Raw genomic sequence first — 25505 nt, forward strand, 5'->3', positions numbered from 1 at the left:
AGGTACATGCTAATCGGTGCAGTTCCCGGTGGCGGCGAGGGCGGATCGCGTGGCGGGGGGCCCGGCGGTGGACACGAAACGGCGGAGAGGGTCGTGTGAGGTGGCGCTCACGTAAGATGGATCCCGGTACTCGACCCCTCACCCAGTGCGCGGCGGCCCACCGGTCCCGCGCGCGGAAACGACAGCAATGTTCTCCAAAATCCTGGTGGCAAACCGCGGCGAGATCGCCATCCGCGCCTTCCGAGCGGCGTACGAGCTCGGAGCCAAGACCGTGGCCGTGTTCCCCTACGAGGACCGCAACTCGATCCACCGTCAGAAGGCGGACGAGGCCTACCACATCGGTGAGGACGGCCACCCCGTCCGTGCGTACCTGGACGTCGCGGAGATCATCCGCGTGGCCAAGGAGTCCGGCGCGGACGCGATCTACCCCGGTTACGGCTTCCTCTCCGAGAATCCGGAGCTCGCGCGTGCCGCGGCCGCGGAGGGCATCACCTTCGTGGGCCCGCGCGCGGAGATTCTCGAGCTCGCCGGCAACAAGGTGGCGGCGCTTCGCGCGGCCCGCCGCGCCGGGATCCCCACCCTGGAGTCCTCGGACCCGTCCTCGGACAAGGAGTTCCTGATCGCCGAGGCCGAGAAGATCGGCTACCCCGTGTTCGTGAAGGCCGTGGCCGGCGGCGGTGGGCGCGGGATGCGCCGGGTCGAGGCGCCCGAGCAGCTCGCCGACGCACTGGACGCCGCCATGCGCGAGGCGGACACCGCGTTCGGGGACCCCACGGTGTTCATCGAGCAGGCCGTGCTGCGCCCCCGCCACATCGAGGTCCAGGTGCTCGCGGACAACGACGGTGAGATTGTGCACCTCTTCGAGCGGGACTGCTCGCTGCAGCGCCGCCACCAGAAGGTCATCGAGATCGCACCGGCCCCGCACCTGGACGAGGAGATCCGGGAGGCGCTGCACCGCGACGCCGTGAAGTTCGCCAAGGAGCTGGGCTACGTCAACGCCGGCACGGTCGAGTTCCTGGTGGACACCGCCGGGGAGCGGGCCGGGCAGCACGTGTTCATCGAGATGAACCCGCGCATCCAGGTGGAGCACACCGTGACCGAGGAGATCACGGACGTGGACCTTGTGCAGTCCCAGTTGCGGATCGCCGCGGGGGAGTCGCTCTCGGAGCTGGGCATCTCCCAGGAGGACCTGCGGGTGCGCGGTGCGGCGCTTCAGTGCCGCATCACCACCGAGGACCCGGCCAACGAGTTCCGCCCGGACGTGGGCAAGGTCTCTGCCTACCGCTCGGCCGGTGGCGCGGGGGTGCGCCTGGACGGCGGCACCCTCTACGCGGGGGCGGAGATCTCCCCGCACTTCGACTCCATGCTCGTGAAGCTCACGTGCCGCGGCCGCGACTACGAGACCGCCGTGCTGCGTGCGCGCCGTGCCCTCGCGGAGTTCCGCATCCGTGGCATCGCCACCAACATCCAGTTCCTGCAGGCCGTGCTGCACGACAAGGACTTCCTGGCCGGGGACGTGGCCACGGACTTCATCGAGAACCACCCGGGTCTGCTCAAGGGCAAGGGCTCGGCGGACCGCGGCACCCGCGCGCTGAACTACCTCGCGGAGGTGACGGTCAACAAGCCCCACGGCGAGCGCATCGACGGCATGGACCCGCGCGACAAGCTCCCGCACTACCCGGGGGACAAGCGGGACGAGCCCTTCCGCAGCCCGTTCGACGGCCCGTCCTCCCACGAGGTGCCCTCCGGCTGGCGCCAGGTGCTCCAGGAGCAGGGGCCCGAGGGCTTCGCGCGCACCCTGCGGGACTACGAACCGCTCGCGGTGACGTCCACCACGTTCCGTGACGCCCACCAGTCACTGCTGGCCACCCGCGTGCGCACCCGCGACCTGCTCGCGGCGGCACCCGCGTACGCGCACCTGCTGCCGGGGCTGCTCTCGGTCGAGGCCTGGGGCGGTGCCACGTACGACGTCGCGCTGCGCTTCCTGGGGGAGGACCCGTGGGAGCGGCTGCGGCTGCTGCGCGAGGCGATGCCGAACATCCCCATCCAGATGCTGCTGCGCGGGCGCAACACCGTGGGGTACACGCCGTACCCGGTGGAGGTGACCAACGCGTTCGTCGCTGAGGCGGCCGAGACCGGCGTCGACATCTTCCGGATCTTCGACGCGCTCAACGACGTCGAGCAGATGCGCCCGGCCATCGAGGCGGTGCGAGCCACGGGCACCGCGGTGGCCGAGGTGGCCCTGTGCTACACGGGCAACCTCCTCGACCCGCAGGAGAACGTCTACACGCTTGACTACTACCTGGACCTCGCGCAGCAGTGCGTGGACGCCGGCGCGCACATCCTGGCGATCAAGGACATGGCTGGGTTGCTGCGCCCGGAGGCCGCGCGGCGTCTCGTGGCGGCCCTGCGCGAGCGCTTCGACCTGCCGGTGCACCTGCACACCCACGACACCGCAGGCGGGCAGCTCGCCACGCTGCTCGCCGCCGCGGAGGCTGGGGTCGACGCCGTCGACGCCGCATCCGCGTCCATGGCCGGCACCACGTCCCAGGTCTCGGGCTCCGCGCTCGTGGCCGCGCTCGAGAACACGGACCGGGACACCGGACTTGACCTGGACGCCGTGAGCGACATGGAGCCCTACTGGGAAGTGGTGCGCTCCATCTACAAGCCCTTCGAGTCCGGGCTGACCGGGCCCACCGGCCGCGTGTACCGCCACGAGATCCCGGGCGGGCAGCTGTCAAACCTGCGCCAGCAGGCCATCGCGCTGGGGCTCGGGGAAAAGTTCGAGGCGATCGAGGACATGTACCACGCCGCGGACCGGATGCTGGGGCACCTGGTCAAGGTCACGCCGTCGTCCAAGGTGGTGGGCGACCTCGCCCTGCAGCTCGTGGGCATGGACGTGGACCCCGCCGAGTTCGAGGCCGATCCCCGCAAGTTCGACATCCCGGACTCCGTGATCAACTTCCTCGCCGGCGAGCTCGGCACCCCGCCCGCGGGCTGGCCGGAACCGTTCCGCAGCAAGGCGCTGGAGGGACGCACCGTGCACCTGGCGGACGAGCAGCTCTCTGAGCAGGATGTCGAGGAGCTCGCCCAGCCGGGTGAGGTGCGCCGCGCGGCCCTGAACCGGCTGCTCTTCCCCGGCCCCACGCGCGACTACCAGAACTCGCGCACCAAGTACGGGGACATCTCCCTCCTGCACACCCGCGACTTCCTGTACGGGCTGAAGCAGGACCACGAGCACGTCATCTCGCTCGGCAAGGGGGTGCGGCTGCTGGTCACCCTGCAGGCGATCTCCGAACCGGACGAGAAGGGGATGCGCACGGTCATGGTGACCCTCAACGGTCAGCTGCGCCTGCTCGAGATCCGCGACGAGTCGGTGAAGTCCCAGGCCGTGGAGACCGAGAAGGCGGACACCTCCAAGCCCGGGCACGTGGCGGCACCCTTCGCCGGTGCGGTCACGGTCACGGTCTCCGAGGGGGCAAAGGTCGCCGCGGGGGACTCAGTGGCCACGATCGAGGCCATGAAGATGGAGGCGTCCATTACTGCGCCGGTCTCGGGCACGGTCTCCCGCGTGGCACTTGCGGACACCGCGCACGTCAGCGGCGGGGACCTGGTGCTGGTGATCGACCCCGAGTGACGGATCCCGCCGCCCCGTCTGTCCCCGGACGCGCGGGGCGGTGGCCTAGGATGGGGCGTATGCGTTCTTTCGACCTGATCATCGTGGGCTCCGGCTCCGGCAACTCCATCCTCACAGACGAGTATGCGGACCTCGACGTCGCCATCGTGGAACCGGGCCGGTTCGGCGGCACGTGCCTGAACGCGGGGTGCATCCCCACCAAGATGTATGCCTACCCGGCCACCGTGGGGGACCAAGCGCGGGACGCCATACGGCTGGGCCTGGACGCCGTGATCGAGGGTGTGGACTGGCCCGGCATGCGGGATCGCATCTTCGCCCGCATCGACGCGATCTCCAAGAACGGGCTGCAGTACCGCGAGTCGCTCGACAACGTCACGGTGATCCAGGAGTACGTGCACTTCGTGGAACCCAAGGTCCTCGAGACCGAGTCCGGGCAGCGGATCACCGCCGATGAGATCGTGCTGGCCAACGGTTCGCGGGTCAGCATCCCGGACGTGCCGGGTACCGACCTGCCCGGGGTGCACACCTCGGACACCGTGATGCGCCTGGACGAGTTCCCCCGAGACGTCATCGTGGTGGGCGGCGGGTACGTGGCCGCCGAGTTCTGTCACGTCTTCCGCGGACTGGGCGCCTCCGTGACCCAGCTCAACCGTTCGCAGCGCTTGTTGCGCGAACACGACGACACGATCGCCGAACGCTTCACGCGCGAGGCCGCCGAACAGTGGGACCTGCAACTCGGGTGGACGCTGTCCGGGATCGAGCGTGCCGAGGACGGCCGCCTGACGGTGTTGGCGCAGGCCTCCGACGGTTCCGGCCAGCACTGGGACGGCACCGCCGACGTCGTCCTGCTGGCCACGGGGCGCGTCCCCAATGCGGACACGCTGCGCCCGGAAGCCGCCCACCTGGACGTCACCGGTGGCGGACTGCTCGCCGTGGACGAGTACCAGCGTGTGCTCTCGGACGGGGAACCCGTGACCGGCTTGTGGGCCCTCGGGGACGTGTGCTCCCCGTACCAGCTCAAGCACGTGGCCAACGCCGAGGCCCGCACGGTCTCCCACAACGTGGTGCACCCGCAGGATCTGCGCGCGACCGATCACCGCTACGTGCCGTCCGCGGTGTTCACCGAACCGCAGATCGCGTCCGTGGGCATGACCGAGGTCCAAGCCCGCGACTGGGCCGCCCGGAACGGCGAGCAGATCACGGTTAAGGAACAGGACTTCGGGGACGTTGCCTACGGCTGGGCCATGGAGGACCACGCCGGGATCTGCAAACTCATCGCGAACGCCCGCACCGGCGAGCTGCTGGGGGCACACCTCATCGGCCACGATTCCTCCAACCTGATCCAGCCGCTCGTCCAGGGCATGTCCTTCGGGCTGCGGGCCCACGAGATGGCACGCGGGCAGTACTGGATCCACCCAGCGCTCGCGGAGGTCGTGGAGAACGCCCTGCTGGGCCTGGACGTCCCTGGCCAGCACGTCAGGGACTGACGGCCACGCCGTGCCAGGGCCCGCCGATCAGAATGCGCCCTGGTGCGCAGGCCGGGCTCAGGCCGCCGGATCCCGCCAGGCCCCGGCACACTGATGCCGTCGTGGCCTGCGCGCCGCGACGGCTGTGACCCGCGAGCCAGTGCCGCTGGCTCCCACCCCAGCGCCGCCGGCCCGTGGGTTCCGGTGCCGCGCCGTCGTCCCCTACTTCTACTTCGCGTAGATGCCCTCGATGACATCAACGAAGTCCTCAGCGACCTTGGCTCGCTTGAGCTTGAGCGAGGGGGTCAGGTACCCGTCCTCCACCGTGAGGTCCTCCTTGAGGATCCGGAAAGCTCTGATGCTTTCCGCGCGGGAGACCCTGGCGTTGGCGTGGTCCACGATTTTCTGCACGTGCGCGATCACGGCGTCCTCGTGGCCGGCGCGCGCCGGGTTCATTGCGGGGTCCAGGCCGAGGCCCCTCAGAATTGTGGGAAGGGTGTCCGGGTCCAGCGTGATGAGCGCCGCCACGAACGGGCGGTTGTCTCCCACCACCATGATCTGACCCACGGTGGCCGAGGCCCGGATGGGATCCTCGAGCTGCGTGGGGATCACGTTCTTGCCACCGGCGGTCACGATGATCTCCTTCTTGCGCCCAGTGACGGTGAGCAGCCCCTCCTCGTCCAGGTGGCCGAGGTCCCCGGTGGCGAACCAGCCGTCGTGGAAGACCTCCGCGGTCTTCTCCGGCAGCCCGTTGTAGCGGGCGAAGACGTTGGAGCCGCGCACGAGGATCTCGCCGTCCTCGGCGACCGCGATCTCGTTGCCCGGGATGGGGTGGCCCACGGTGCCGATCCTGTTGATCGCCGGGAAGTTGCCGGCAATGGGCGCGGTGGTCTCGGTGAGCCCGTAGCCCTCCACCACGTAGACGCCGATGCCGTTGAAGAAGTGTGCGAGGTGCTCGCCGAGCGACGCCCCGCCCGACACGGCGTAGCGGACCTCGCCGCCCATGGCCTCGCGCAGCGTCGAGTACACGAGCTTGTCGTAGAGCCGGTGGCGGAACTCCAGCCACGGCGGGACGTGCCCGTTCTGCGAGGCCTTGGACCACGCGGCGGCCGTGGTCACGGCCCGTTCGAAGATCAGCTTCTTGACGGGGGAGCCCGCCTGCGCCTTGAACCGGGCGCCCACCAGGATCTTCTCGAAGACCCGGGGCACCGCGAGGATGAACGTGGGCTTGAACCGGGCGAGGTCGTCCATCAGCTGGGAGACGTCCGGGGTGTGCGCGAGGGTGATCCCGGCGTCCAGTGACGTGACCTCCACGAAGCGCGCGAAGACGTGGGCGAGCGGCAGGAACAGCAGGGTGCGGGCACCCTCGGCCATGATGGGTCCCGCCACGGGGATCGTGTTCTGCGAGCACGCCACGAAGTTGCGGTGCGTGAGCTCGCAGCCCTTCGGCGGGCCCGTGGTCCCCGAGGTGTAGATCAGGGTGGCGGTGTCGTCGAGGGAGACGCCGTCGTAGGGGCCGGTCAGGTCCGTTCGCCCCGAGCCCGCGGCCACGAGTGCGTCGAGGGAGAGCTCGTCCGACGTCGTGTCGAAGACGCAGATCCGCTGTGCGGCCGGGAACGCAGTGATCTCCGCGGCCGCGCGCACGCGGTCCGCGAGCTCGTCGGTCTCCGCGAAGACCGCGACGGCCTCGGAGTCCGAGAGGATCCACGCGATCTGGTCAGGTGAGGAGGTGTCGTAGACCGGCACGGGAACCGCCCCGAGCCACCACAGCGCGAAGTCCGCGAGGCTCCACTCGTAGCGCGTGCGGCTCAGCAGCCCCACGCGGTCCCCGGCACCGATGCCCCGGGCGGCCATGCCCCGGGCCAGCCCGACGACCTCGTCGCGGAACTGCCGGGCGGTGACGTCCCGCTCGCGCCCCGGCGCGAGGACCGTGTAGAGGACCGCATCGGGTGTCTTCTCCGCACGCTCCGCGAGGATGTGGGCGGTGCCGGGGTACGGCAGGGGGTCGACGATGGCGGGGGCACTGACGCGTCTCATGGGGAACCTTCCTGGTGAGATCGAGCCTCAGCCTACTGTGTGTTTCCGTTCATACACCGGCGCGACGCTCGGGTGACGGCGCGATGCGCGGACGACGGCGAGGCACTCAGACCACGGCGCCGTCGTCGTCCTCCGGGGCGTCCTCGGGCAGCGCCCGGAAGACGAGGACAAGACCTGCCACGATCCCGACGATCCCCGCGACCCACACGAGTCCGGGCAGGGGGCCTGGCAGCAGGGCGAGGCCCAGCATGACCACGAGGACGGCCAGGATCACGCTGAGTGCCCGCAGCATCGCGGGGGAGATCCCGCTCGTCACGGGGCCCGGGTCCGGGTCGTAGCGCTCGTCCTCGGGATCCTCCGCGAGCTCCGGGGGAATCCCGTCCGCGGGCTGCTCGCGGGGCTCCCAGGGAACATCCTCCGCCCAGGGCTCCAAGTCCTCGTCGTCACGAGGGACGTCGTCCCAGCTGTTCGCGCGGATGATGCTCTCGAACGGGTCCTCGGAGGGGGTGCGCCCGCTCATGCCCGGTCCCCGTGCAGGAACGGCTCGCCGCGGGAGAGCCGCTGCACGGCGTCGCGTGAGGTGGCCTCGACGACCGGGGCGTCGCGGTCGAGGGTGGCCACGTGGTAGCTCTCGTGCAGGGGGACCACCAGAACCTCGCCGCGGCTGCGCCGCGCAAGCAGGTCTGCGGACGACCCGGAAACCACGTGGTCTTCGTCGGAACGGAACACCACGGCCGGTGCCGTGACGGCGGGGAGTATCCGCACGGTGTGGTGCATCAGGGTGTTCAGCTGGGCCACGGCGGCCAGGGGAGTGCGGTCGTAGGCGGACTCCAGCCCGGTGGGGTGCTTGATGTCGCTGCCGATGCCCTCCAGAGAGGGCACGGCCGGGGCGAGCACGTGGCTGAAGCGGGCCATCCGGTTCACCAGCGCCAGGGCGGGGTTCACCAGCAGCACGCCGGCGACGTCCCGCCGCGCGGCGGTGTGCAGCGCGAGCGCGCCGCCCATGGACAGCCCGCACACCACCACGCGCTCGTGCTCCCTGCGCAGCGCCCAGTACTCGGCGTCCACGGCGTCCCGCCAGTCCTGCCAGTGCTGTCCGGCGAGGTCCTGCCAGCGGGTGCCGTGACCCGGCAGGAGGGGGACGCGCACGCCCGGGTGGGCGCCGTCGTCGTCGGCGGCCGTGTGGATCGCCCGCGCCCACTGCGCCACGGAGGCAGTGGTCGAGGTGAAGCCGTGGAGCACCAGCACTCCCACGGAGGAGGTGCCGGGAAGGGACAGGGGGCCGTGCCGCGGATCAGGAGACATGGCGCCATTGTGCCAGCCGCCCGCCCGCCCCGTGAGACAATCGCCCGTGGACGCCCGGCCACGGGCCCCGCCCCAGGCGACGACGACGGACCCGCCCACCGCCCGCACGGCGCGGCGCGTCCACGAAAGGCTCCCACTGATGGTGTACATGTTCCTGCGGACCTACGTGGTGGCGCCGGTGGTCAACCTGATCTGCCGCCCCACGGTGATCGGACTCGACAACGTTCCCGCCCAGGGCCCCGCGATCCTCGCGAGCAACCACCTCTCCGTCCCGGACTCGATCTTCATGCCCGTGGCCGTTCCCCGCCAGGTCTACTTCCTGGCGAAGTCGGAGTACTTCACCACCCCGGGCCCGCGCGGGCGGATCGTCGCGTGGTTCTTCCGGGCCATCAACCAGATTCCCATGGACCGTCGCGGCGGGCGGGCGAGCGCGGAGTCCCTCAGCGCGGGGGGCCAGGCGCTGGCCGAGGGCAAGCTCGTGGGCATCTACCCGGAGGGAACGCGGTCGCCGGACGGGCGGCTGTACCGGGGGAAGATCGGCGTGGCCCGGCTCGCGCTCGAGACGGGGGCCCCTGTGATCCCCGTGGCCATGCACGGCACGGACCGCATGCAGCCCCTGGGTTCGCGCTTCCCGGACCCGCGGCGGGCGAAGATCACCACCACGTTCGGCGAGCCCATGGACTTCTCCCACCTGATGTCCCAGCACGGGGACCACGCCACCCTGCGGCGTGTCACGGACGAGGTCATGGCCGCGATCCAGCAGCTGTCCGGACAGGAGCAGGCCGATGTCTACGCCGCTGACCACAAGCGCCAGCTCGCGCAGGAGAGGGCCCGGGAGAAGTCCGGGGGCCTGTCCTCCCAGGCGCGCGAGGTCGCCCAGGCCACGAAGGACAAGGGCCGCGCGGTGACGGAGGCCGTCTCCCAGCAGGCCGGGGCGCTGGGGGAGAAGCTGCGGGATCGTTCACATGACGGAACGGACGAGCAGGGCCGCCGCTGAACGGCCTACACTGTCCGAATGAGTTCCCTGACCCTGCCTGAACAGTTGCGATCCCCGGCATCGTCCCTGCGTGCCGCGAACTACCCCGGCCTGGACGACTGGCGGGGCAAGACCATCGGCCAGCACCCCCAGTGGGCGCAGCACCCTGACTTCGCGCGGTCCATCGAGGAGCTCAACACGGTGCCGCCGCTCGTCTTCGCGGGCGAGGTGGACCGGTTGCGCGCGCGCCTCGCGGAGGTCGCCAACGGCGAGGCCTTCTTCCTGCAGGGTGGCGACTGCGCCGAGACGTTCGACGGCGCCACGGCGGACAAGATCTCCGGGCGCGTGCGCACCCTGCTGCAGATGGCCGTCGTGCTCACGTACGGAGCCTCAATGCCCGTGGTGAAGATGGGGCGGATGGCCGGACAGTTCTCCAAGCCGCGCTCCTCGAACGAGGAGACCCGCGACGGCGTGACCCTGCCCTCCTTCCGCGGCGAGATGGTCAACGGCTTCGACTTCACCCCTGAGTCCCGCGAGCACGATCCGAACCGGATGCTGCGCGGCTACCACACCTCGGCGTCCACCCTGAACCTCATCCGCGCGTTCACCCAGGGCGGCTTCGCGGACCTGCGCCGCGTGCACCAGTGGAACATGGGTTTCGCCGCCAACCCCGCCTACTCCCGGTACGAGACCATGGCGCGGGAGATCGACCACGCGGTGAAGTTCATGGCCGCGTGCGGCGCGGACTTCGACGCCCTGCGCACCACCGAGTTCTTCGCGGGCCACGAGGCGCTGCTGCTCGACTACGAGCGCGCTCTGACCCGCATCGACTCCCGCACGGACCTGCCGTACGGCACCTCCGCGCACTTCCTGTGGATCGGGGAGCGCACCCGCGAGCTCGACGGCGCCCACGTGGACCTGCTCTCGCGGCTGCGCAACCCCATTGGCGTGAAGCTCGGCCCGGGCACCACCGGCGAGGATGCGCTGCGGCTGATCGACGCCCTCGACCCCGAGCGCGAGCCCGGACGTCTGACGTTCATCACCCGCATGGGCGCCAAGAACATCCGAGAGAAGCTTCCCCCGGTCATCAAGGCGGTCCAGGAAGCGGGCGCCAGGCCCGTGTGGGTCACCGACCCCATGCACGGCAACACGGTGTCCCTGCCCTCCGGGTACAAGACCCGCAACTTCGACGACGTCGTGGACGAGGTGCGAGGCTTCTTCGAGGTGCACCGTGAGCTGGGCAGCTTCCCCGGCGGCATCCACGTGGAGATGACGGGCGACGACGTCGCGGAGTGCCTGGGCGGCTCGGATCCCGTGGCCGAGTCCTCCTTCGCGGAGCGCTACGAGACGTTGTGCGATCCGCGGCTGAACCACATGCAGTCCCTGGAGATCGCGTTCCTCGTGGCGGAGTACCTCTCGAACCAGAACTGAGCGCATCCCTGACACCGCCCCGGTGCCCCCCTCTCCGGGAGGCGGCACCGGGGCGGTGTCCGTGTGCGGGGACGATGACGGCTGGAGGGCACGTCGGTTGCGAGGAATCCCGAATCAGAGCACGGTGAGGAAGACGGTGTCGCCCTCCTCGCGCTGACTCACCACGCGGTGCAGGTGGGAGCCCACGGGAGCAGAGACCTCCACCGTGTAACCCTTCGACTCGAGGGTGCTGCGCGCCCCGTCCTCGCTCTGGCCGACCACGTTCGGCGGATCCCCCTGCGGGCTGTCCGCCGCGACGGTCAGATCCACGGCGGTGCCCTCGTCCACGTTCGTCCCGGCGGCGGGGGACTGGGAGACCACGGAGTCCACGGCCTGCGTGGAGTAGGTGCTCGTCACTGTGCCCACCGCGAGCCCGGCGTCCGTGACCGCGCTCCGTGCGGCGTCGGCAGAGAAACCCGTGAACGTGGGGACGTCCACGCGGGCCGGTCCCTCGGAGACGAGCAGGTTGACCTGCTCGATGCCGCGCACGGAGGCGGATGCGGCCGGGTCCGTGGAGATCACGGTGCCCTCCGGTGCGTCCCGGCTGGTGGTGGAGCGCACGCCCACGTTGGAGATTCCCGCGGCGTTCAGTGCGCGCTCTGCGCTGGCGGCGTCCTGCCCCGCCACGGCGGGAACAGTGGCGGACGCGGAGCCCGGCGCGGAGCCCAGCCACCAGCCCAGGAACCCGGCGACAGTCAGCAGCAGCGCGAACAGGATCACGGCCACGGCCACGTGCAGCGGGGGCAGGCGGGGGTTCAGACGGACGCGCGGGATCTCGGGGGAGCGGAGCGCGCTGGAGCCGGACTGCCGCCCGGCACGGGCACCCACTGCGGTGGTGGTTCCGGTGGCCTCGGGGTCGTGGTTCGGGAGGATCGGGGAGGTGGGCTGCCCGCCGCGCTGCGTGCCCATGACGCGGGTGGCGTCGGGGTCCGCGCCGTCCGGGGTGGCTCGGTCTGTGGTGCCCAGCGCCTCGGTCGCGGCCTCGCCGCCCGGTGCGCCATTCCCGCCGGGGCCGGGGCCGGGCTCCCTGCGCAGACGATTCCGGGCGTCGAACGCCTCGGTGGCCGTCTCGTCCCCGCGCGGCGTGGTGGCGCCGAACGCCTCGGTGGGTGCCTCGCCCGCGGTCCCGGCGCGGGCGGCGTCGCCGTCGAGCGCGGAGAGCGGCTGCGTCAGCGCGGTGTCGAGGGAGGGCGGGTCCTGCGGCGCCGGCAGCGAACGGCGGATGGCGAGCGCGAGGTCCAGCAGTGCGGCGGCGTCCACGGGCCTGCGGGAGGCGTCCCGCGCGGTGGCGCGCAGCACGAACTCGTCCAGGGCGGGCGGCACCCCGGGGACGACGCCGCTCGGGGCCGGGACGTCGCGGCTCACGTGGGCGTTGACCACCTGCAGGGCGGTGCCCGTGTAGGGGCGGGAGCCCGTGAGCATCTCGTACGCCATGATCCCCACGGCGTAGACGTCGCTGCGCTGGTCCACGGGGCCGTCGCCCACGAGCTCCGGGGCCGCGTAGCCCACGGTCCCCAGGACGGTGGCGCTCGCGGTGTGCTCGTCCACGGCGCGCATCAGCCCGAAGTCCGCGACCTTGACCTGGCCGTCCTCGGTGAGCAGGACGTTCTCGGGCTTGACGTCCCGGTGGATCAGACCGATCCGGTGGGCCTGCGCGAGGCCGCGCAGTACCGGGACCAGCAGGTCCAGGGTCCGCCGAGCGGACAGCGGAGCCTCGCGGGCGATGACCTCCCGCAGCGTGGGCCCGGCCACGTACTCGAGCACGAGGTACAGCTCGCCCTCGCGGGTGTGCCCCTGGTCCAGGACGGAGACGACGTTGGGGTGCTGCAGCCGCGCCGCCGACTTCGCCTCGCGCTGGGCCCGGCGCACGAACGAGGAGTCGTCCGCGAGGTGCGGGTGCATGATCTTCAGCGCCACGGGCCGGTCGAGGCGCTCGTCGAGCCCCTCGTACACGGTCGCGGAGCCGCCGCGCGCGATCCTGCGCCGGACCGTGTAGCGGTCCTCGAGCAGGGTTCCCTCGCGGGGGTCGTTCATGCTGCTACTGGGCAAAGTCTCGTTCCTGTGCGCTCACGGCCTTCACGTACGCCTTGGTGTCGGAGTACATACCGTACGTCCGCACGCCGTGCAGACCCTGGTAGTAGGCCGCGATGCCCACGTCCTTGGAGGGGGCCCTGTCCTGCAGCTCGCGGATGATCGCCACCCCGGCCGTGACGTTGTCGCGGGGGTCCAGCAGGTCCAGGTCCCGGCCCACCATGGCCGAGGCCCACTCTCCCGCGGCGGGGACCACCTGCATGGTGCCCACGGCGTCCGCGGGGGAGACCACCGCGTGGCGGAAACCCGACTCCTGGGAGGCGTGGGCCAGCGCGAGCGTGGGGTCCACGCCCATGGACTCTGCCGTGCTGCGCACCAGCTCCCGCAGCTCGTCGGAGGACGGCTGGGCTCGACCGGCGAGCTGTTCGCGGTGGGCGTCCGCGGAGGCGACGACCCCGGCGGGGTACGTGCGCCCTGCCATCGAGGTGGGCCCCGTCGGGGCGGAACCGGCGGCTCCCTGGGCCGGGCGGGCCCCGGCAGTGGTGTCGGCTGCGGCTGCGGTGTCCGTGGTGTCCAGGGGATCCTCCGACGACGTCGTACGGCCACTCTGCGCCCCGTCGGCCGCGGGCACGGCGAGACTCTGCCCGGGGCGCAGCCCGGCGCCTGCCGGGAGGTCGTTGGCGGCCGCGAGGTCCGCGACGCTCACCCCGTGGCGCAGCGCGAGGTCCCAGAGGGTGTCACCGGCGGCCACCGTGTGACGGGAGGCGGGGTGGGACGTGGCGCGGGCGGCGTCGTCGTGCTCGGCGCCGTCCTGCGAGGCGCTGGCCTGCGTGGCGCGCTCATTCGCGGCACCTGCCTGCGTGGCGGTGGGCAGCGTGAGGCGCTGGCCCGGTCGGAGCATCCCGTGCGCCGGGACGTCGTTGGCGGCCATCAGCTGGGTGACCGTGACGCCGTGGGCGGTGGCGAGGGACCACAGGGAGTCCCCGGGCCGCACGGTCACGGACGAGGAGCCCGTCTGCTGGGATGCGTGGACGCTCTGCGCCGGGGCGGGGGCGGCATGGGCGGGACCGACGGTCCCCAGTGCGGTGAGGGCCGCAAGAGCGGCGGCCGAGCCCTGCGCGGCGCGGCGACCCCACGCGGGTCGCGGGGAGGGGCGGTCGTGGGGCGGCTCAACCGGCATGTTCGCGATTCCTGCCTCGGGTGGGGGAAGTAGGGGGTGCACGCGGTGCGCTCGCGGGCGGCGCGTGTCCCCACCAGATTACCCGACGCCTCCGGCCCGGCCCCGGGCGGTGTGAGCCTGTCGCCGCGCCGTGGCAGAGTAGTGCCCGTGAACTACGCAACGGATCTGACACCCGAGGAATTTGCCGAGCTGGACGCCCTCGTGGGCGAGTGGACGTACCTGCCGGACATCGCCGAGGCCATGGACGTGCAGGTCACGCGCGTGCACCGGCTCATGGACGACGGCTCCCTGCTCGAGGTCCGCCGCCCCGAGGACCGGGTGCGCGTGGTGCCCGCCGAGTTCATGGACGGCTCCCACCCCCTCGACTCCCTCAAGGGCACCGTGGGCGTGCTGCGCGACGCCGCGTTCACGGACGCCCAGGCCATCCGCTGGCTCTTCACCGCGGACGACTCGCTGCCGGGCCGCCCCATCGACGCGCTGCGGCGCGGTCAGAAGACCGAGGTGCGGCGGCGGGCCCAGGCTCTGGGCTGGTGACGTCCGGCTCCGGGCCCCGGACCTGATCCCGAGCGGGGTGACCGGGCGCGGCCGTGTGAGGGGCCCGCGCGACGTCGCGGGACCGGGGTGCTCGGTCCGCGCCGGCGACCCCCGGTGCACGGGGTTTTTGCCGTGCCGGTATCCCGGGCCCGGGACCTGCCCCGCCCTCCGGACCTACCGCGTGCGCCGTACGGCCGCGTCCGCGAGGGCACGCAGCCCGGCCCGGCTCACCCCGTCCGTGGCGAGGTCCTCCAGGCCGGTGTCCGAGTCCGCCACGAGCGAGTCGATGAGCTCTTCCGAGCGGCGCAGCGCACCGCTGTCCCGGATCAGGGCGCGGGCGCGGGTGATGTCCTCGGTGCCGAGGTCCGGGCGGCCCAGCACGGAGTCGAGCCACTCGTACTCGGCGGGGTCCCCGTCCTGCGCGCACAGCGCCACGAGGGCGGTGCGCTTGCCCTCGCGGATGTCGTCCCCGGCGGGCTTGCCCGTGGTCTCGGGATCGCCGAAGACCCCCAGGACGTCGTCGCGCAGCTGGAAAGCCTCCCCGAGGGGCAGGGCGAAGCGCGTGCACGCGGCCAGGAAGGCGGGATCGGCCCCGGCCAGTGCGGCACCGATGCCCACGGGGTGCTCCACCGAGTACTTGGCGGACTTGTAGCGCAGCACGGTCATGGCCCGCTCCAGCTGCTCGCGGGAATCCTGGGGGGCGGGGGAGACCTCGGCGTGGATGTCGAGGTACTGGCCCACCATGACCTCGGCGCGCATGGTCGAGAACAGCTCGCGAGCCCGTGCCGCGGCGGGCGCGGGGACCCGGGCCGCGGCGTCGGCGAAGAGCTGCTCCGCGAAGGACAGACTCATGTCGCCGGTGAGCACCGCCGCACTCACCCCGAAGTGCTCGGCATCTGCGGCCCAGCCGGACTCACGGTGCAGCGACTCGAAGACCCGGTGCACGCTCGGGCTGCCGCGGCGGGTGTCCGAGCGGTCCAGGACGTCGTCGTGGATCAGCGCGGCGGTCTGGAACAGCTCGAGGGCCGCGGCCGCGATCTCGGGCCCGGGCGCGTCCGCCCCACCGCCGGCCGAGCGCCATCCCCAGTAGCACAGCCGGGCCCGCAGCCGCTTGCCGCCGTGGGTCAGCCGCTCGATGGCGTCCACGAGGTCCGCGGCGGAGGGCGAGATGCCGGTGACGCGCTCGCGCTCGGCACGGAAGAACTCCCGCAGCCGGGCGTCGAGCCGGGCGGAGAACTCCCGGTCCTGGTGCGCTGCGGTCGCGGACGCGTCGGAGGGGGTCATGCCGGGGGCACCTCTGCTCTGGGGAAGTCGCGCCGCAGGAGTTCTGCTGCGCCCGTCCAGCCTAACCGGCTGCAGCGGGGTGCGTGTCGGAACCCCCGCCTACCCTGGATCCTGGATCATCGACGGGCGCTGGTGCGGGAGGAGCGGGATGGCGGGTCCGAGTGCGGAGCACCTGGAGCAGTTGCGCCGCTGCGCGATCCTGCACGTGGACATGGACATGTTCTACGTGGGGGTGGAACTGCTCAACGCGCCCCAGCACAGGGGTCGGCCCGTGATCGTGGCGGGCTCCGGTCCGCGTTCCGTGGTGCTCTCCGCGTCCTACGAGGCGCGCGAGTACGGCGTGCACTCGGCCATGCCGCTGATGCAGGCCCGCGCGCGGTGCCCCTCCGCCGTGGTGCTGGAGCCGCACAAGGAGGCCTACGCGCACTACTCGCGCATCGTCATGGGAATCTTCCGTTCGGTCACTGACCGCGTGGAGCAGCTGAGCGTGGACGAGGCGTTCCTGGACGTCTCCGGGGCCATCAGACGCTGCGGACCGCCGGTGGAGATCGCCCGGCGGCTGCGGCGCGAGATCCAGGAGTCCACGGGGCTCACGGCGTCGGTGGGCGTCGCCGAGAACAAGACGGTCGCCAAGATCGCCTCCGCCTACTGCAAGCCGGACGGGCTGCTGGTGGTCGCCCCCGAGCACACCCGCGCATTCCTCGCCCAGCTGCCCGTCAACAAGCTGTGGGGCGTGGGCCGGCGCACCACCGAGACACTGCAGGCCGCCGGGCTTCCCACGGTGGGCGACATCGCGGCCACCCCGCTTCCCCGCCTGCACTCGCTCGTGGGGGTGGCGGCCGGCACCCACCTGCACCAGCTGGCCAACGGGCACGACCCCCGCCCGGTGACACCCGTGCGGGAGGAGAAGAGCCTCGGTGCCGAGCGCACGTTCGAGCGCGACGTCGCCGAGACCGCCGCCCTGAAACGGGTGCTGCTCGGGCTCAGCCACGACACCGCGGCCCGGCTGCGCCGCCACGGGCTGCGTGCCGGGCGCGTGGGGCTGAAGCTGCGCTACGCGGACTTCGCCACGATCAGCCGCTCGCACACGCTCGGGCACCCGGTGACCTCCGCGCACGACCTCTACACCGAGGCCTGCTCGCTGCTGGACGGGATCGGCCCGCGGCCCCAGGCGGTGCGGCTGCTCGGAGTGCGTGCCGAGAAGCTCACGGGCAGCGAGCACGCCCTGCAGCTCAGCCTGGACGGCCGCGAGGCGGAGTGGGGCGCGGCGGAGGAGGCCATGGACCGGGTGCACCACAGATTCGGCCCCGGCACGCTGCGCCCGGCCAGACTCATGGGGCCCACGATGCCAAACCGCCCCGCACGGGATATTCTGGACGACACGTGAGGCTCGCCCGCCCCACGCTCAACCCCTCAGGAGGAATCGTGCCTCTCTCCGAGCACGAACAGCAGCTTCTCGCCCAGCTCGAGAAGCAGCTGCACGAAGAAGACCCCCGCTTCGCATCCACCATGCACAAGGAGGCGGCGCGGGGCCGCGGCTCCATGCGCAACCTGGTGCTGGGCGTGGTGATCGCGGTCGTCGGGCTGGGCGTTCTCCTGGCCGGTGTCTCCACCCACCTGATCGTCGTGGGAGTCCTGGGCTTCGTGCTCATGGCCGCCGGCGCGTACGTGGCCACCCTGCGCAGCAAGGCCGCCCCCGGCGAGGTCCCGGGCACGGGGCGCTCGCCACGCTCACCCCGTGACAGCTCCTCCGCTTCCGGGAAGTCCTCCACTTTCCTCCAGAACCTCGAGGAGAAGTGGGACCGGCGCAACCAGGGCGGGCGCTGACCCCCTCTCCACCACAGTCTCGGACCGCACGGTCTACGAAGAGCTCCCCGGCACACCGCCGGGGAGCTCTTCTCGTTCCCGCCCCTCGTCAGCCCCGGTTTTCCGGGCCGGCAGAGAGCCTCGAGCGCGGGACGCCGGGCGGCACCCCGGGCTCTCGAGCCGTGTCGTGGAGCGGATTTGCATTGACGGGGGAGGGGTGTGGAGTAAAGTGGAGGGCGGTAGAGAAGCGAGGGTCGGGCTGGCCCTTATCCGAAGGCGGTGGCGATGTTTCTCGGAACATACGAACCGCGTCTGGATGACAAGGCACGGCTGATCCTTCCGGCCAAGTTCCGGGCTGAACTGGCGGACGGACTGGTGCTGACACGAGGGCAGGAACGCTGCCTCTACGTGTTCAGCGCCCAGGAGTTCGCCAGGGTGCACGAGCAGATGAGAGCGGCACCGCTGTCGTCGAAGCAGGCCAGGGACTACATCCGCGTTTTTCTCTCCGGGGCCTCGGACGAGATCCCGGACAAGCAAGGCCGCATCACCATTCCCGCGTCCCTGCGCTCGTACGCGGGCCTGGACAGGGAACTGGCGGTGATCGGGGCGGGTAGCCGCGCCGAGATCTGGGACGCGGCCGCCTGGCAGCAGTACCTCGCGGAGAAGGAAGCGGCCTTCTCCGACACCGAGGACGAGGTGATACCCGGTCTCTTTTAGGGAGCGGGAGCAGCCGGAGGCGAGCACGCGACGTCGCCGGTCGTGAGATCTCCAGCCGCCCACGTCACCGTCCTGACTCGACTTCCCCCGAGTCAGGCCGGATTCGAGGGGCGAGCGGCGGATGGGGATCTGGTGACCGGCCCGCACGTGGACCGCCCCGCACACGGGCCGCCCCGCAGGGTGCTCGGCCGCCGTGCGGAGCGACCCGCGTGAATGCGGTTCGGCACGTGAACGGCACGGCGGATGAACGCCCCGCCCGGGCACACCTCGACCAGACCCCCCCAGGTAACACCCGCGACGGACCAGGAGCCCGGCATGGAAGACGCCCCCGCCGAGCAACGGCACATCCCCGTGATGCTGGGGCGCTGCCTGGACCTGCTGGCCCCCGCGCTGGACACCCCGGAGCCGGTCGTCGTGGACGCGACGCTCGGGATGGGCGGCCACACCCACGCCATGCTCGAGCGCTTCCCCTCCCTGCGCGTGGTGGGCATCGACCGGGACCCGCAGGCCCTCGAGCTGGCCGGCGCGCGCCTGGCCCGCTTCGGCTCGCGCTTCCAGGGCCTCCACACCACCTACGACCACATTGCGGACGCCGCCGCCCTCACGGGCGTGGAGCGGGTGGACGGCATCCTGTTCGACCTCGGCGTCTCGTCGCTGCAGCTCGACGAGCGCGAACGAGGTTTCGCCTACTCCTTCGACGCGCCCCTGGACATGCGCATGGACTCGCACGCGGAGCTCTCCGCCGCCACCGTGGTCAACGAGTACACGGAGGCGGAGCTGCGCGACATCATCTACCGCTGGGGTGAGGACCGCTTCGCCCCCCGGATCGCCCGGGCCATCGTCGCGGCCCGCGCGCAGGCGCCGTTGCGCACCACCGCCCAGCTGGTCGACGTCGTCCGCTCGGCCGTGCCCGCCGCGGCCCAGCACAAGAAGGGCCACCCCGCCAAGCAGACGTTCCAGGCGCTGCGGATCGAGGTCAACGAGGAGCTGGACGTGCTGGAGCGTGCCGTTCCCGCGGCCGTGGAAACTGTCAGGGTGGGAGGGCGTGTCGTCGCCATGAGCTACCACTCCCTGGAGGACAGAATTGTGAAGCAGGAGTTCGCCCGCGGCGCCCGCTCCACGGCCCCCAAGGGCTTTCCCGTGGAGCTGCCTGAGCACCGTCCCTCGCTGACCGTGCTGACGCGCGGCGCCGAGCGGGCCACGCCGGAGGAGACCGAGGGCAACCCGCGGGCAGCCTCGGCACGGCTGCGCGCGGTGGAGAAGCTCCGCGAGACCACGACCCCAGGGAGCGTCCGATGAGCAGTGCGGCCACCACCGCCTCGAACGGCGCCTCCGAGGGCCACGGTCCGCAGCGCCGTCGGCCCCTGTCCGTGGTGCCGCGCCGGGCCAGCCGTCGCAGTCGCGTGTCCACCGTGGTGATGTGCGCGCTCGCGCTCGCCGCCGCGCTGGTGGGGATCCTCGTGCTCAACATCCAGATCACGCAGGGGCAGTACGAGCTCACCGAGCTCACGGGCCAGCAGCGCGCCCTGTCCCAGGAGAACGAGGCCCTGACCCAGGACATCGAGGCGAACTCCGCCCCGCAGAACCTCGCGGCCCGGGCCAACGACCTCGGCATGGTCAGCGCGAAGGACGTCGGCAGCGTCGACATCGCCTCGGGTGCTGTGAGCGCGCCGTCCGCCGTGGCCGAGAAGGGCGACCCGCAGAACATCCTCGTGCCGCCGGCCAAGATGAAGGGCTCCGACGCCGCCGAGGCGAACCGCCGTGCCGCCGAGGAGCGCGCGGAGAAGCGGGCCAAGGAGGAGGCGGACAAGAAGACCGCCGAGCGCGAGGCCGCCCAGAAGGCCGACGACGCGCGGGACCTCAACGGGGGCTCGCTGCCCGCGCCGTCGCAGCGCGCACCCGGCAACTGACGCCGAGGGTCCGCACGCCGGACCCGCGACCACCACCCATCGGAGGGAGCCGCACCACGCCGGAGTCCAGGAAACGAGGAAGACCGTGTCACCATCCACAGCGCGCAGGAACCGACTGCTCAGGCCCTACTCGCGCATGCAGGTGGGCATCGCCGTGCTGCTGGTGCTGCTGCTGCTGGTGGTGGGCAAGCTCTTCTGGATCCAGGGACTGGACCCCAGCGGCCGGGCGGAGGCCGCGGCGGCGCAGCGCACGCTGGTGGAGCCGATCCCGGCGGTGCGCGGTGAGATCACCGACTCCCAGGGCACGGTGCTCGCCCGCACGCTGCAGCGCTACGACATCACGGTGGACCAGACGGCGGTCACCTCGGTGGACGTCCCCAGCACGGACGGCTCCACCCAGACCGTGACCCCCACCCAGGCGGTGTACAAGATCGCCGACGCCCTGGGAATGAGCGACACCGACGTCAAGAAGGCGCTGGACGGAGACAAGACCTTCAACTACGTGGCCCGCGGCGTGACCCCCGAGCAGTACAACAAGCTGCGGGAGCTGAACCTGCCCTACGTCTACGGCCAGCCCACGTTCCAGCGCAGCTACCCGGACGGCTCCCTGGGCGGCTCGGTGGTGGGCTTCCTCGGCGGGGACAGCCAGGCGCTGGGCGGCATCGAGCAGACCCAGGACTCCGTGCTGCGCGGCACGGACGGCGAGCGGCGCTTCGAGATCTCGGGCGACGGCGTGCGCATCCCCGTGGCCCCGCAGGAGCAGAAGGCCGCCCAGAACGGCTCGGACGTGCAGCTGTCCCTGGACAGCGACGTCCAGTTCTTCGCCGAGCAGGCGGTGCGCGAACGCGCCAAGGCGCTGAAGGCCGAGTGGGGCACGGCCGTGGTGATGGACGTGAAGACCGGAAAGGTGCTCGCGCTGGCGGACACCTCCTCCGTGGACCCGAACGCGCCGGGGGAGGCCGAGAGCGCGGACCTCGGGGTGCGGGCGGTGACCCAGTCGGTGGAGCCGGGCTCCACCGAGAAGATCGCCACGGTCGCCGGTGCGCTGGACCGGGGGATCGTCACCCCGTCCACGCAGATCACGGTTCCCTCCTACCTGCAGATCGGCTCGGAGAAGATCACGGACGCGTTCGACCACCCGGCGCAGAACCGCACGGTCGCGGGCATCATCGGGGACTCCATGAACACGGGAACGGTGATCATGGGCTCCAAGATGGACAAGCAGGCCCGCCACGACAACCTCGCGAACTTCGGGGTGGGCCAGGCCACGGGCATCGAGCTGCCCGGCGAGTCCACCGGCATCCTCGCTCCCGCGGACCAGTGGGACGCCCGCCAGGAGTACACGGTGCTCTTCGGCCAGGGCGTCTCCCAGACCCCGCTGCGCACGGCCTCGATCTTCCAGGCCGTGGCCAACAAGGGCCGTCAGATCGAGCCGCGCATCGTGAACTCCGTCACGGCGGCGGACGGCACCGTGAGCACGCCGCAGAGCCCCGAGCCCAAGCAGGTGCTCTCCGAGTCCGCGGCCCAGGACACGCTGGACGTGATGGAGAACGTGGTGACCCAGGGCGGTGCCAAGGAGGCCGCCGTGCCGGGCTACCGCGTGGGCGGCAAGACGGGCACGGCCGAGGCCCCGAGCGACAGCGGCGGCTACGACGGCTACACCACCTCGTTCGTGGGCGTGGCGCCCATGGAGGACCCGCAGTACCTGGTGGCCGTGACCATGCAGCGCCCCCAGGGCGACGTCCACACGGTGGGGGTCACTTCCACGTTCTCCACGATCATGTCCCAGGTGCTCCACCACTACAACGTGGCGCCCTCCACCACCGAGGGCCCGAAGTTCGAAATGCAGGTCCCGGAGAACATCAAGCGGGACGTGACCCCGGAGAACGCCCTCGAGCAGACCTGGCCCGAGCCGGGCAGGGACGAGTCCCAGGGCTAAACTTCCGATGCAGGCGCGCACAGCGTGGACAACTACCGGTGAGCTGCCGGCCCGGGTGAGCGGGGATCGTTCGCAGACAGGTTTCGAGAAGGATTTTCATGGAGACATCTGCCCACGAGGGGGCCGACGCGCAGAGCATGCGTCCCTCCCGTCCCGTGCCCCACTCGGTGCAGGAGCTGGCCCGGCTGACCGGTGCCGAGCTGGTGCCCGCCCGTTCCGGGGCGGCTGGCGCGGTGACGGGCGTGGTCCTGAACTCGCGCGAGGTGCAGCCCGGTGACCTCTATGCGGCACTGCCCGGTGCGCGGGTGCACGGGGCGCGCTTCGCGGGCGACGCCGCCGCGGCGGGTGCCGTGGCCGTGCTCACCGACCCGGAGGGTGCGCGTGAGCTCGCGGCCGCCGGTGTGGACCTGCCGGTGCTCGTGAGCCCGCAGCCGCGCACATGGGTGGGTCCGGTGGCCCGTGCGGTCTACGACTCCCAGCCGCAGGACGGCTCCGGCCAGGAGCTCTTCGCCGTGACCGGGACCAACGGCAAGACCACCACCACCTACTTCACCACCTCGATCCTGCGCGCCCTGGGCCACACCACCGGGCTGATCGGGACCATCGAGATCCTCGCCGGAGACACCCCCATCCCCTCGCACCTCACCACGCCGGAGGCACCGCACGTGCACTCGCTGCTGGCGCTGATGCGCGAGCGCGGGATCACGGCCACGGGCATGGAGGTCTCCTCCCACGCGCTGGAGTTCCACCGGGTGGACGGCGTGCGCTACGACGTCGCCGGGTTCACGAACCTGACGCAGGACCACCTGGACCTGCACGGCTCCATGGCCGAGTACTTCGAGGCCAAGGCGCAGCTGTTCACGGCGGAGCGCACGCGGCGCGCCGTCGTCGTGCTCTCCGAGGACGACCCCTGGGGTGCCGCGATGGCGCAGCGCGCCCGCGAGAACCTGGGGGCCGAGAACGTGACCACCGTGGCCCTGCGCGGCAGCGACGCCGCGGGGGAGCCCGCGGACTGGACCCTCAGCTCACTCGAGCGCAGGGGGATCGGCAACGCCTTCCGGCTGCGGCACACGGACGGCACCGAGCTGCGCGTGCACACCGGCCTGCCGGGCGAGTTCAACGTGGCCAACGCGGCGCTGGCCGTGCTCATGGTGCTGGACTCCGGCGTGGCCGTGGAGACCCTGCAGCGCGCGCTGGACGAGCACGACCCGCTCACCACGAGCGTGCCGGGGCGGATGCAGCTCGTGGGCACCGCCCCCACGTCCCTGGTGGACTTCGCCCACAACCCGGACGCGCTCGTGCGCTCCCTGCGCTCGGTGACTCCCGAGGACGGCGAGGGCCGCGTGATCGTGGTCTTCGGCGCCACGGGTCAGCGGGACAGGACCAAGCGGCCCGTGATGGGCAGAGTGGCCGCCGAGGAGGCGGACGTCGTGATCGTCACCGACGACGACCCCCACTCCGAGGACCCCGCTCCCATCCGGGAGCAGGTGGCCGCCGGGGCCCGCGAGGCCGTGGCGAACGGTGCCCGCGCCACGGACGTGCTCGTCATCGATCCGCGCGCCACGGCCATCCGCACGGCCGTCCGGATGGCCCGCCCCGAGGACTCGATCATCGTGGCCGGGCGCGGGCACGAGACCGCACAGGATTTCAACGGCGTGAGCGTCCCCCTGGACGATCGCGTGGAGCTGCGGAGCGCCCTCGAGGCGCTGCACGCGCACACGAAGGAGCAGAAATGATAGCCATCACCGCCGCCCAGGTGGCCGAGGCCGTCTCGGGCCGGCTCGTGGGGGTCCCGGACCCCTCGGCCGTGACCGTCACCTCGGTCGCCACCGACTCCCGCGAGGTCGTGCCCGGCACGCTGTTCGTGGCCAAGCCGGGGGAGAGCACGGACGGCCACCGCTTCCTGCCGCAGGCCGCGCACGCCGGTGCCGTGCTGAACCTGACCGAGCGCGAGGTCGCCGACGAGTCGGGGACGCCGTTCCCGTCCGTCGTCGTGGAGGACGTGGTGCTCGCCATGGGTGCGCTCGCCTCGCACGTGCTGGAGCAGCTGCGCGCGGACCACGCGGTCACGGTGGTCGCCGTGTCCGGTTCGGTGGGCAAGACCACCACCAAGGACCTGCTGCACGAGATCTTCAGCGCGCAGGGGCTCACCGTGGCCCCGCGCAACTCCTACAACGGCGAGGTGGGGGTGCCGCTGACCATCTTCACCGCCACGGAGGAGACGGAGTTCTTCGTGGTCGAGATGGGTGCCACGCACATCGGCAACATCCGCTACCTGTGCGACATGGTCCGCCCGGACGTTGGCGCGGTGCTGTGCGTGGGCTCAGCCCACGCGGGTGAGTTCGGCGGCGTCGAGAACATCGCGCGCGCCAAGGGGGAGATGGTCGAGGCGCTGTCCCCGGAGGGCACCGCGGTGCTCAACGACGACGACGCCCGCGTGCGCGCCATGCGCGAGCGCACCGTGGCGCGCGTGGTCTCCTTCGGCCAGGGCCCCGAGGCCCACGACACCGCGACAGACGACTCGCGCGTGTGGGCCGAGGACGTGACCACGGGCGCGGACGGCTGCCCGGCGTTCACGCTGCACCTGCCGGACGGCTCCGAGCACCCGGTGCGCTCGAAGCTGATCGGCGTGCACCACGTGACCAACCTGCTCGCGGCGGCCGCCGTCGCGTGGTCCGCCGGAGTGGATCCCGTGCAGATCGCCGCCGGCCTCGAGGGCGGGGCGCGCTCCCGGTGGCGCATGGAGCGCACGGAGCGCGCGGACGGCGTGACCGTGATCAACGACGCCTACAACGCCAACCCGCAGTCCATGAAGGCCGCGCTGCAGACGCTCGCGCAGTTGGGACGCGGGGACGCCGAGCACCCCGCCCGCCGCACGATCGCCGTGCTCGGCGGCATGCACGAGCTCGGCGAGGACTCCGTCCAGGCCCACGCGGACCTCGGCCAGCTGCTCGTGCGGCTGAACATCTCGCACGTGCTGGCCGTGGGGGACCTGGCCCGGCCCGTCTTCACCGCCGCGACCCTCGAGGGGTCGTGGGGCGAGGAGGCCGCCTGGGTCCCTGACGCCGAGAGCGCGGAGGAGTACCTGCGGGAGCAGCTGCGTCCCGGGGACATCGTGCTGCTGAAGTCCTCCAACGCGGCGGGACTGAACCACCTGGGTGACCGGATCGCGGCATCCGGGTCCGAGACGATCCAGCGGGAGGTCTGAGCCGC

At 71.8% G+C, this 25505-nt stretch carries 19 protein-coding genes; 13 read left to right on the forward strand and 6 right to left on the reverse strand.

Annotation, left to right across the window (positions count from 1 at the left end; all coding sequences use genetic code 11):
• Positions 1-187: 187 nt before the first annotated feature.
• Together D8M39_RS02460 and D8M39_RS02465 are read left to right on the forward strand one after the other, a co-directional pair.
• Positions 188-3637, forward strand: a complete 3450-nt coding sequence (locus tag D8M39_RS02460; RefSeq protein ID WP_094393703.1) for a pyruvate carboxylase — start codon at positions 188-190, stop codon at positions 3635-3637.
• 59 nt (positions 3638-3696) lie between these two features.
• The gene (locus D8M39_RS02465) at positions 3697-5124 is read left to right on the forward strand and encodes a mycothione reductase (protein ID WP_055083099.1); all 1428 of its coding nucleotides are present in this window, start codon (positions 3697-3699) and stop codon (positions 5122-5124) included.
• A 207-nt stretch (positions 5125-5331) separates the two neighbouring features.
• Here D8M39_RS02465 and D8M39_RS02470 read toward each other — a convergent pair whose 3' ends face one another.
• From D8M39_RS02470 to D8M39_RS02480, 3 genes are all read right to left on the reverse strand, one after another.
• A complete protein-coding gene (locus tag D8M39_RS02470; RefSeq protein WP_055083097.1) occupies positions 5332-7140 on the reverse strand; it encodes a long-chain fatty acid--CoA ligase in 1809 nt (602 codons plus the stop codon).
• A 106-nt stretch (positions 7141-7246) separates the two neighbouring features.
• On the reverse strand, positions 7247-7660 hold the full coding sequence (locus D8M39_RS02475) for a hypothetical protein (protein WP_126874317.1): 414 nt from the start codon (positions 7658-7660) through the stop codon (positions 7247-7249).
• Positions 7657-8445 (reverse strand): carboxylesterase, encoded by a 789-nt coding sequence (locus tag D8M39_RS02480; RefSeq protein ID WP_126874318.1) that lies wholly within the window; start codon positions 8443-8445, stop codon positions 7657-7659. The genes D8M39_RS02475 and D8M39_RS02480 overlap by 4 nt, the downstream gene beginning before the upstream one ends.
• Positions 8446-8584: 139 nt before the next feature.
• Here D8M39_RS02480 and D8M39_RS02485 point away from each other — a divergent pair, with 139 nt between their 5' ends.
• The gene (locus tag D8M39_RS02485; RefSeq protein ID WP_126874319.1) at positions 8585-9442 is read left to right on the forward strand and encodes a 1-acyl-sn-glycerol-3-phosphate acyltransferase; all 858 of its coding nucleotides are present in this window, start codon (positions 8585-8587) and stop codon (positions 9440-9442) included.
• A gap of 18 nt (positions 9443-9460) precedes the next feature.
• A complete protein-coding gene (locus D8M39_RS02490) occupies positions 9461-10852 on the forward strand; it encodes a class II 3-deoxy-7-phosphoheptulonate synthase (RefSeq protein ID WP_055083092.1) in 1392 nt (463 codons plus the stop codon).
• A gap of 114 nt (positions 10853-10966) precedes the next feature.
• Here the strand turns inward: D8M39_RS02490 and D8M39_RS02495 are convergent, their stop codons facing one another.
• Together D8M39_RS02495 and D8M39_RS02500 are read right to left on the reverse strand one after the other, a co-directional pair.
• Positions 10967-12925 carry a protein kinase gene (locus tag D8M39_RS02495; protein ID WP_126874320.1) on the reverse strand — a complete coding sequence of 653 codons (1959 nt, stop codon included), beginning with the start codon at positions 12923-12925 and terminating at the stop codon, positions 10967-10969.
• 4 nt (positions 12926-12929) lie between these two features.
• Positions 12930-14102, reverse strand: a complete 1173-nt coding sequence (locus D8M39_RS02500; RefSeq protein ID WP_126874321.1) for a lytic transglycosylase domain-containing protein — start codon at positions 14100-14102, stop codon at positions 12930-12932.
• Between the two features lie 141 nt (positions 14103-14243).
• On the opposite strand from D8M39_RS02500, the gene D8M39_RS02505 reads away from it, so the two are divergent.
• Positions 14244-14636 carry an Rv2175c family DNA-binding protein gene (locus D8M39_RS02505; RefSeq protein ID WP_174233420.1) on the forward strand — a complete coding sequence of 131 codons (393 nt, stop codon included), beginning with the start codon at positions 14244-14246 and terminating at the stop codon, positions 14634-14636.
• 174 nt (positions 14637-14810) lie between these two features.
• Here the strand turns inward: D8M39_RS02505 and D8M39_RS02510 are convergent, their stop codons facing one another.
• A complete protein-coding gene (locus D8M39_RS02510; protein ID WP_094393717.1) occupies positions 14811-15920 on the reverse strand; it encodes a polyprenyl synthetase family protein in 1110 nt (369 codons plus the stop codon).
• A gap of 148 nt (positions 15921-16068) precedes the next feature.
• Between D8M39_RS02510 and dinB the strand changes: the two genes are divergently transcribed.
• From dinB to murF, 8 genes are all read left to right on the forward strand, one after another.
• A complete protein-coding gene (dinB, locus tag D8M39_RS02515; RefSeq protein ID WP_094393719.1) occupies positions 16069-17307 on the forward strand; it encodes a DNA polymerase IV in 1239 nt (412 codons plus the stop codon).
• 38 nt (positions 17308-17345) lie between these two features.
• Positions 17346-17747 (forward strand): DUF3040 domain-containing protein, encoded by a 402-nt coding sequence (locus tag D8M39_RS02520; RefSeq protein WP_055083167.1) that lies wholly within the window; start codon positions 17346-17348, stop codon positions 17745-17747.
• A 264-nt stretch (positions 17748-18011) separates the two neighbouring features.
• Positions 18012-18443, forward strand: coding sequence for a division/cell wall cluster transcriptional repressor MraZ (gene mraZ / locus D8M39_RS02525; protein WP_055083177.1), 432 nt, complete (start codon positions 18012-18014; stop codon positions 18441-18443).
• Between the two features lie 315 nt (positions 18444-18758).
• Complete coding sequence (gene rsmH / locus D8M39_RS02530) at positions 18759-19742, forward strand: 16S rRNA (cytosine(1402)-N(4))-methyltransferase RsmH (protein ID WP_094393721.1); 984 nt, start codon at positions 18759-18761, stop codon at positions 19740-19742.
• Complete coding sequence (locus D8M39_RS02535) at positions 19739-20353, forward strand: hypothetical protein (protein WP_055083163.1); 615 nt, start codon at positions 19739-19741, stop codon at positions 20351-20353. The genes rsmH and D8M39_RS02535 overlap by 4 nt, the downstream gene beginning before the upstream one ends.
• A gap of 85 nt (positions 20354-20438) precedes the next feature.
• Complete coding sequence (locus tag D8M39_RS02540; RefSeq protein ID WP_238693923.1) at positions 20439-22292, forward strand: penicillin-binding protein 2; 1854 nt, start codon at positions 20439-20441, stop codon at positions 22290-22292.
• 98 nt (positions 22293-22390) lie between these two features.
• Complete coding sequence (locus tag D8M39_RS02545; RefSeq protein WP_126874322.1) at positions 22391-24028, forward strand: UDP-N-acetylmuramoyl-L-alanyl-D-glutamate--2,6-diaminopimelate ligase; 1638 nt, start codon at positions 22391-22393, stop codon at positions 24026-24028.
• A complete protein-coding gene (gene murF, locus D8M39_RS02550; protein WP_126874323.1) occupies positions 24025-25500 on the forward strand; it encodes a UDP-N-acetylmuramoyl-tripeptide--D-alanyl-D-alanine ligase in 1476 nt (491 codons plus the stop codon). The genes D8M39_RS02545 and murF overlap by 4 nt, the downstream gene beginning before the upstream one ends.
• Positions 25501-25505: the final 5 nt, after the last annotated feature.

It is taken from the genome of Kocuria sp. HSID17590 (assembly GCF_003989485.1).
Taxonomy (GTDB): Bacteria; Actinomycetota; Actinomycetes; order Actinomycetales; family Micrococcaceae; genus Kocuria; species Kocuria salsicia.